Here is a 7492-nt window from a genome sequence, read left to right on the forward strand (position 1 = left end):
CTGGCGACGATTCCTCCGGTCATTGCATTCCCGCCTGAGTGTCGATTGCTGGGCACGCAGCGTCTTGTGCCGCCCTTCAACGACCGATGCCGCCTGAATGCTGGCCCGCCATGACGCGCACCGTTTTGCGCAAGATCAAGAGGATGAGGGAGGGGCCGCCGCTGCCGACCGAATTGGTAACAAAATGCCAATCTTCGGCGCTCCCTGTCGACCCGTCGAAATCTGCAGAACGGGAGACTTCGCTGTCTACAACCCGGAATTTTCCAGCCAGCCCATGTCGAGCGCGAAGCGGATCAGTTCGACGCGGTTGGTGAAGCCCAGCTTCTCCATCGCGCGCGCCTTATAGGTCTCGACGCTCTTCGGCCCAACCTGCAGCTTGGCGGAGATCACCTTGTTGCTGTGCCCGACCGACGCCAGCCGGAGCACATCCAACTCGCGGGAGCTGAGATGCGAGATCTGGCTGGTTTCGCCGAGATTTGTCGGCGCGGCATGGACGACTCTGCCCAGCGCCTGACCGGCGATCGCCGGATCGAGATAAACGCCACCCTTGGCCACAGCGTGAATGCCACGGATCAGTTCATCGGTGGCCGATCGTTTGAGAATGTAGCCGGCGACGCCGAGCTTCAGCAGCCGGCGCAGATTGGCACCGTCTTCCTGCACCGAGACGACGACGACGCGGGCCTTCGGACGGGCTGCGAGGTACTTCTGGATGACCTCCATGCCATACATGCCCGGCATCGACAGATCGAACACGGCCACGTCCGGCTGCAGTTCGATCGCCCGACGGAGCGCTGTCGGACCATCCGCTGCTTCGCCGACGACTTCAAACTCGGGATCGGCTTGGAGCAGCATCTTCATCCCGCTCAAGACCACCGGATGATCGTCCGCGATGAAAATTCGGAGATGCCCCTGATGCACCCGTCGCGTGAGTTTCTGATCCATCGTCCGCACCATCCACCACACAAGATCGCGGTGCCGAAAGCGTTCTCGCTGCCCCTGATCTTCCTGGCGAAAACTACACCCGGCGGTGTCGTGGTCGGTTGGCGCAAATCAAATCGGAACGTCAGGAAATCCTGACGTTGGAGTCCAACATCCAGCATCGTACGGACGGTTCGCTTCTGTCGGCCCAAATTGACGCTTCGAGACGTCGGCGTAAGTTCAGCCCGCGTCCTGATCACAGAATCTTGATGATTATCGGGGCGGGGCGCACGAGAGCCGAGCTGAGACGCTTCCGAAATTTCGGATGCAGACAGCAAAGCGATCATCAGATCCATTGCTGACACCGCGAGCACTCGTTCGGCGTAGCAGTGAACAACTACCTGCGTGCGGGTTCAGCACGAAACTGATCGTTAGTCTCTTAGGAGGTTATCCATGGTAGACGATCCGAACAAGGTCTGGCCGACTGGGCTGACCATCGCGGAATCGGAAGAGCTCCACAAGCACGTGATCGATGGTTCGCGCATTTTCGTGGCCATCGCGATCGTGGCGCATTTCCTGGCGTACGTTTACTCGCCCTGGCTGCACTAAGGAGTATCCAAGATGAATCAAGGTCGTATCTGGACTGTCGTGAAGCCGACCGTCGGTCTCCCGCTGCTGCTCGGCAGCGTCGCCGTCATGGCCTTCCTGGTCCACTTCGCTGTGCTGACGCACACCACCTGGGTTGCGAAGTTCATGAACGGTAAGGCTGCCGCGATCGAGAGCTCGATCAAGGCCGTCTAAGACAGTCTCTGACTGTTGCTGCGGTGGCTGGGATCCGAGGATCCCCGCTACCGCGGTCAGCCAGGCTTCCTGGCTCTTCCCTGGTTCCTGCGCGCTTTCCGACCGCGCGCTGGTGTCGGTTGATCTGCCCGGGACGTGAAGGAGAGATGCCATGACGTTTCAAGTCATTCTCTGCTACGAGACCGTCCGCCAGGTTGCGGGTCTGGAATCTGAATTGAAGACGAACGGTTTCGACAAGGCTCAGGTTCTTCCGAACGGGACCGTGCCGAACCGCGGCAGCATTGCCGATCTCACCAATGCGATCAGCAAGCTCGGCGTCCTGCGCGCGACAGCTGCGGGCCTGGCCGAAACGATCAGCCGAGGCGGTGCTGTTGCGATCGCGCCTGCGCATTTCGGTGCGGGCGGCAAGGCCACCGAAATCATGAAGAAGTACAATCCGATCATCAACAAACCGGCTGCCAAGCCGCGTGCATGGGACGATGCGGCTCCGTTCTCGTCGCTGCTGCGTCTGCCGGTGCTGAGTAAATCGCAGCCGTTCAAAGGACATTCCGGCACCCCGTTGATCATCGAGCAGCAGGGCGCTTACCGCTCGAATTCGGGCGAGCCTCTGGTGATCAAGCAGACCGGAGGCTACCGCTCGATGTCAGGGACGCCTCTGCTGCTCGACGGCGAAACCTATAAGTCGTTCTCGGGAACACCTTTGTTGGTCGAACAGAAGGGCGCCTACAGTTCGTTCTCCGGCACGCCTCTTTTGGTGGACGGCAACACGCTGTTCCTCACCAGAGCCTGAGTGCGGAGCCGACCGTCCATTTTCCCTCTGCCGACAGTGTTTTCAGCCATCACTGTCGACAGTCCGCGGTAACTCGAAGATTTAGCGAGCCTGCCATCTCGCGCACCTCCCGAGTTGCTTACGGCGCAGGCGGCACTTTGAGGTGCCGCCTGCGGACTCGGACATCCTTCCTCCCAGCCTGTTGCATTACTGCCGCTTCGAGCTCTCTTGCGGGGCGTCCTTGCCCGCAGGGGCATGTGCCCGCCAGACGACATCATCCGACGTCGTCATTGGCGCGCCTGCGTGCCGCATCGCGCGACCGCGTTGGCTGGCTGCAACGCCGCGGGAACGGGATATCGATGGAAGAGTGGATTTGTAGACGATCGGCGCCGACCGCATTCGTCAGGGGCGAGGTCATGGCCTCGTCAATAGGCCGTCAACGCCGGCAAGGGCAACAAGGGAGATCGGGAGGGAGCTCCGAGGTCTCGGACTCTCCAGGAGGACAGAGCCGTCGCTGCGGGCTCCCTCCGTCACTCAGGAACGGGAAGTTACTTCTTAGCCGGCGCGGCCGGTGCCGCTGGTGCGGGCGCCGCAGCGACGGACTTACCGTTCATGAAAGCGGCAACCCAGGAGGTGTTTTCGAGGACCGCGAAATGCACGGCAAAAGCCATGATGGCCACGCTGCCGAGCAGCAACGGAAGACCGACTGTCGGGCTGACAACTGTCCAGATACGACCTTGATTCATCTCAGTGGCTCCTTAGTGTAGCCAAGGCGAATACACATACGCCAGGAAGTGCGCCACGATCGCGATTGCCACGAAGATGCGCGCGCCATCGATCACGTGCTTGTGGATCTCCTCGGATTCCGCAATCGTCAGACCCGTGGGCCAGACCTTTTTCGAATCGTCGACCATTAGATGACCCTCTTGTTGCGTCGCGTAGTTCACGCGACCGCGCTGTGACACTAGGCCAGCGCGACGCGTAGTAAATCGGGGATGACATGCGGGGTGGTCCGTCTGAACACGGACTCGTGATCGTCACGTCAGGAAATCCCTCTAGGAGCCGAGGCTGGTCAGGAAACGAATGGTACGTATCGCCGGCGGTGAGCACGGGCAGTCATCGCATCTGGCCATGCGGTGGGGGAGCACTGGAGGTGATCGATGCCGGCGTTGGGAGCTGAGATTCGGACCAAGCCGATCCCAGTGTTTGCGCGGGTGAAGCTGTACGAAAAGAAGCGGTCGGGCCGCCTGTTGGGCCTTGCAGGAGCCCGATATAAAGATCTCATAAAGAACCGTCGGGCCCGATATAGGAGCCGTATAGGCGTAGCTACGATTGCGTGCCGCTACGTCTTGACGTCGTGTCCGCCGTAATTCCAGGGTGCCGGAAACTGCGGGCAGGTGGCCCGCTGAACGTCACAGGGCGCCATGACTGAAGCCGTTTCCGACCTCGCGATCGCGAAGGACTCTCCCAAGCCGAACTCGTTCTGGACGCTCGCCTTGGGGTCGATTGGCGTCGTCTACGGCGATATCGGCACCAGCCCGTTGTATGCCCTGAAGGAAAGCCTCACCGCCGCGTCCGCGGGCGGGGCGCTGACGCAGGAGATGGTCTTCGGCGTGCTGTCGCTGATGCTGTGGACACTACTGATCATCGTTACCTTGAAATACGTGCTACTGATCATGCGCGCCGACAACCACGGCGAAGGCGGCACGCTGACCTTGATGGCGTTGCTGCAGAGCGTGATGCGGCGTCGGTTCGCGGCGATCTCGCTGCTCGGCATGGCGGGCGCCGCGTTGTTCTACGGCGACGCCATCATCACGCCGGCGATCTCGGTGCTGTCCGCCGTGGAAGGCCTGAAGCTGGTTGCGCCGGGCTTCGAGCCGTACATCCTGCCCCTCAGCATGGCCATCCTGGTCGGGCTGTTTCTGGTGCAGAGCTGGGGCACTGCGGCCGTTGCGACGTGGTTCGGGCCGTTGATGCTGATCTGGTTCGGCCTGATGGCGGTTGCCGGCACCGCCAATCTGATCGGCAATCTCCATATCCTGGGCGCGATCAATCCGATCTACGGTATCGAGTTTCTGCTGCATCACGGCCATGCCGGCCTGCTGGCGCTCGGTGCGGTGTTTCTGACGGTGACCGGCGCGGAGGCGCTTTACGCCGACATGGGGCATTTCGGCCGGCGGCCGATTCAGGTGGCGTGGCTGGTGCTGGTATTTCCGTCGCTCGCGCTATGCTACCTCGGGCAGGGCGCGATGTTGCTGTCGTATCCGGAGCGGCTGGAGAACCCGTTCTTCCTGCTGTTTCCGGATTGGGCGCTGCTGCCGATGGTCTGGATCGCGACGGGCGCCACGATCATCGCCAGCCAGGCGGTGATTTCGGGCGCCTATTCGCTGACCCAGCAGGCGATCCAGCTCGGGCTACTGCCGCGGATGGAGATCCGCCGCACCTCCGAAACCGAAAAGGGACAGATCTACATCCCGCGCGCCAACTGGCTGCTGCTGGTCGCGGTGCTTTATCTGGTGTTCGCGTTCAAATCCTCGAGCGCGCTGGCGTCGGCCTACGGCATTGCCGTCACCGGCACGATGGTGCTGACCAGCATCATGGCGTTCTTCGTGATGCGGAAGTGTTGGCATTGGCCAGCGGCGGTCGCGACCGCGGTGATCGTCCCGTTCCTGATCATCGATCTGATCTTCCTGATGGCCAATCTGCTCAAGATCGTCGATGGCGGCTGGATCCCGTTGATGATCGGCGTTGGCCTGATGGGCGTGATGGTGACGTGGCGCCGCGGCTCAAAGATCGTGGCGCGGAAGACGGTTCGGGACGAAATCGATCTGAACGATTTCATCGCCTCGATCTCGGCCTCGTCGTCGATCAGCCGGGTTCGCGGCACCGCCGTGTTCCTCACCGGTAATCCCAACTCGACGCCGACCTCGCTGATGCACAATCTCAAGCACAACAAGGTGCTGCACGAGAAGAACGTGATCCTGCGGGTCGTCACCGAAGACGTCCCGCGCGTCAGCGCGGAGGAGCGGCTGAGCTATGAGCCGGTCAACGACAGCTTCGCCAAGATCACGATCCGGTTCGGCTACATGGAGACGCCGGACGTTCCCAAAGCGCTGGTGGCGTGCCGGCCGCTCGGTTTTGCTTTCGATATGATGAGCACGTCGTTCTTCCTCTCGCGGCGGGTGATCCGCCAGGCAAGCCCGTCCGAGATGCCGCGGTGGCAAGGCCTGCTGTTCGTCAACATGGCGAAATGGTCCGACGACGCCAGCCTATACTTCAAGATCCCGACCGGCCGCGCTGTCGAAGTCGGAATGCAGATCACGGTGTGACGGACCGCGACGCCTGAGAAGCTAAGCGCAGCACTCCACGAGCAGGCGGGTGGGCGGCTGAAGCCTGGATGAGCGCTCGCGCGCCGCCGCCGCGACGTCCGCCTATATGGCTTTCCTATATCTTCGCCGCTGAAGCGATCTCGAAAACCTACGCCGCAAGTGGCACCTCGGCTGGGTACGAGTTGGGCGCGTCGACGACGTGGCCCGTCGCAGAAGAGGCCTTCAATGTCCGACATTCTGATGCTGGCGCTATGCGCCGGACTGTTCACGCTGGCGATCGGTTACGCCTATGCGTGCGAGCGTCTTTAGGAGAGCGGCGATGACGATCGACTATGCGTTGGCGGGCGCCGTCACAGCGGCACTGCTCGCTTATCTCACCTACGCGCTGCTGCGTCCCGAACGGTTCTGAGTTCGGCCCGGACGCACAACAAGGACGACTTTCATGACCTTCATTGGTTGGTGTCAAATCGCGCTGTTTGCGGCCATCGTGGTCGCGCTGGTCAAGCCGCTCGGCTGGTACATGACCCGTGTGTTCGCGGGCGAGTGGACGCCGCTGACGCCCGTGCTGCGCCCGGTCGAGACCGTGCTGTATCGCGCGGCTGGTGTCGATCCGAAGCAGGAGCAGCATTGGCTGACGTTTACGCTCGCGATGCTGCTGTTCCACATCGGCGGCTTCGTCATCATCTACGCCGTGCTACGTCTCCAGGCGCTGCTTCCGTTCAATCCGGCGGAGCAGGGCGCGGTGGCGCCGGACCTGGCGTTCAACACCGCGATCAGCTTCCTGACCAACACCAACTGGCAGAATTACGGCGGCGAGAGCACGCTGTCCTATCTGTCGCAGATGCTGGCGCTGACCCACCAGAATTTCCTGTCGGCCGCGACCGGCATCGTCTTGGCGATGGCGTTGATCCGCGGATTCTCGCGCGCGTCGGTGCGGACTGTCGGCAACTTCTGGGTCGATATCACCCGCTGCACGCTGTACGTGCTGCTGCCGATCTGCATTCCCTATGCGCTGTTTTTGGTCTGGCAAGGAATGCCTCAGACCTTGGGCAGCTACGTCGACGCAACCACCCTTGAAGGTGCCAAGCAGACGATCGCGGTAGGCCCGGTAGCTTCGCAGGTCGCGATCAAGATGCTCGGCACCAATGGCGGCGGCTTCTTCAATGCCAATGCCGCGCATCCGTTCGAGAACCCGACCGCATTGTCGAATTTCGTGCAGATGTTGTCGATCTTCGTGCTCGGTGCCGCGCTGACCAACGTGTTCGGTCGGATGGTCGGCAATCAGCGGCAGGGCTGGGCCATTCTCGGCGTGATGGGCGTGCTGTTCGTGGTCGGCGTCGGGATCGCCTACTGGGCCGAGGCTTCCGGAACGGCGTCGCTTGATGCGCTCGGGATCACCGGCGGCAATATGGAAGGCAAGGAAGTCCGGTTCGGCATCGTGGCGTCGGCGCTGTTCGCCGTGGTGACCACCGCCGCCTCCTGCGGCGCGGTGAACGCGATGCACGACTCCTTCACGGCGCTCGGCGGCATGATCCCGCTGATCAACATGCAGCTCGGCGAGATCATCGTTGGCGGTGTCGGCGCCGGCCTCTACGGCATGCTGCTGTTCGTGGTGCTGGCTATCTTCGTCGCCGGCCTGATGGTCGGCCGTACGCCGGAATACGTCGGCAAGAAG

Annotated in this window: 10 protein-coding genes; 7 read left to right on the forward strand and 3 right to left on the reverse strand. The window is 61.9% G+C overall.

Features of this window, described 5'->3' with window-relative positions:
- Window positions 1-246 precede the first annotated feature (246 nt).
- Window positions 247-954 carry a response regulator gene (locus DYI24_RS17165; RefSeq protein WP_164573163.1) on the reverse strand — a complete coding sequence of 236 codons (708 nt, stop codon included), beginning with the start codon at window positions 952-954 and terminating at the stop codon, window positions 247-249.
- Between DYI24_RS17165 and DYI24_RS17170 the strand changes: the two genes are divergently transcribed.
- The 4 genes from DYI24_RS17170 (at window position 841) to DYI24_RS17185 (ending at window position 2509) form a co-directional block, all read left to right on the forward strand.
- Window positions 841-1077, forward strand: a complete 237-nt coding sequence (locus DYI24_RS17170; protein ID WP_164573162.1) for a hypothetical protein — start codon at window positions 841-843, stop codon at window positions 1075-1077. The two genes, DYI24_RS17165 and DYI24_RS17170, sit on opposite strands and share 114 nt — an antisense overlap.
- A gap of 294 nt (window positions 1078-1371) precedes the next feature.
- A complete protein-coding gene (gene pufB, locus DYI24_RS17175; protein WP_011158560.1) occupies window positions 1372-1527 on the forward strand; it encodes a light-harvesting antenna LH1, beta subunit in 156 nt (51 codons plus the stop codon).
- A gap of 12 nt (window positions 1528-1539) precedes the next feature.
- Window positions 1540-1719 (forward strand): light-harvesting protein, encoded by a 180-nt coding sequence (locus DYI24_RS17180; protein WP_164573164.1) that lies wholly within the window; start codon window positions 1540-1542, stop codon window positions 1717-1719.
- Window positions 1720-1870: 151 nt separating this feature from the next.
- Window positions 1871-2509, forward strand: coding sequence for a hypothetical protein (locus DYI24_RS17185; protein ID WP_164573165.1), 639 nt, complete (start codon window positions 1871-1873; stop codon window positions 2507-2509).
- Between the two features lie 527 nt (window positions 2510-3036).
- Here the strand turns inward: DYI24_RS17185 and DYI24_RS17190 are convergent.
- Window positions 3037-3234 carry a light-harvesting protein gene (locus DYI24_RS17190; protein ID WP_164573166.1) on the reverse strand — a complete coding sequence of 66 codons (198 nt, stop codon included), beginning with the start codon at window positions 3232-3234 and terminating at the stop codon, window positions 3037-3039.
- Window positions 3235-3246: 12 nt separating this feature from the next.
- Complete coding sequence (gene pufB, locus DYI24_RS17195; RefSeq protein ID WP_011158557.1) at window positions 3247-3402, reverse strand: light-harvesting antenna LH1, beta subunit; 156 nt, start codon at window positions 3400-3402, stop codon at window positions 3247-3249.
- Window positions 3403-3912: 510 nt separating this feature from the next.
- Here pufB (DYI24_RS17195) and DYI24_RS17200 point away from each other — a divergent pair.
- The 3 genes from DYI24_RS17200 to kdpA form a co-directional block, all read left to right on the forward strand.
- Window positions 3913-5817: a potassium transporter Kup gene (locus DYI24_RS17200; protein WP_164573167.1), complete on the forward strand. Its 1905-nt coding sequence runs from the start codon at window positions 3913-3915 to the stop codon at window positions 5815-5817.
- 319 nt (window positions 5818-6136) lie between these two features.
- On the forward strand, window positions 6137-6226 hold the full coding sequence (locus DYI24_RS17205) for a K(+)-transporting ATPase subunit F (protein ID WP_107344886.1): 90 nt from the start codon (window positions 6137-6139) through the stop codon (window positions 6224-6226).
- A gap of 33 nt (window positions 6227-6259) precedes the next feature.
- Window positions 6260-7492, forward strand: a 1233-nt coding sequence (kdpA, locus tag DYI24_RS17210; protein ID WP_164573168.1) for a potassium-transporting ATPase subunit KdpA, incomplete at its 3' end; no start/stop codon positions are given.

The sequence above is a fragment of the Rhodopseudomonas sp. BR0C11 genome (genome assembly GCF_010820945.1).
In the GTDB taxonomy this organism is placed as follows: domain Bacteria; phylum Pseudomonadota; class Alphaproteobacteria; order Rhizobiales; family Xanthobacteraceae; genus Rhodopseudomonas; species Rhodopseudomonas palustris_H.

What these genes read in the sequence shown, in the direction of transcription:
- DYI24_RS17200 (WP_164573167.1), top strand. Translation starts at nt 3,913, where the DNA reads ATGACTGAAGCCGTTTCCGACCTCGCGATCGCGAAGGACTCTCCCAAG.
- DYI24_RS17190 (WP_164573166.1), bottom strand. Translation starts at nt 3,234, where the DNA reads ATGAATCAAGGTCGTATCTGGACAGTTGTCAGCCCGACAGTCGGTCTT.
- pufB (WP_011158557.1), bottom strand. Translation starts at nt 3,402, where the DNA reads ATGGTCGACGATTCGAAAAAGGTCTGGCCCACGGGTCTGACGATTGCG.
- DYI24_RS17180 (WP_164573164.1), top strand. Translation starts at nt 1,540, where the DNA reads ATGAATCAAGGTCGTATCTGGACTGTCGTGAAGCCGACCGTCGGTCTC.
- pufB (WP_011158560.1), top strand. Translation starts at nt 1,372, where the DNA reads ATGGTAGACGATCCGAACAAGGTCTGGCCGACTGGGCTGACCATCGCG.
- DYI24_RS17165 (WP_164573163.1), bottom strand. Translation starts at nt 954, where the DNA reads ATGGTGCGGACGATGGATCAGAAACTCACGCGACGGGTGCATCAGGGG.
- DYI24_RS17205 (WP_107344886.1), top strand. Translation starts at nt 6,137, where the DNA reads ATGACGATCGACTATGCGTTGGCGGGCGCCGTCACAGCGGCACTGCTC.
- DYI24_RS17185 (WP_164573165.1), top strand. Translation starts at nt 1,871, where the DNA reads ATGACGTTTCAAGTCATTCTCTGCTACGAGACCGTCCGCCAGGTTGCG.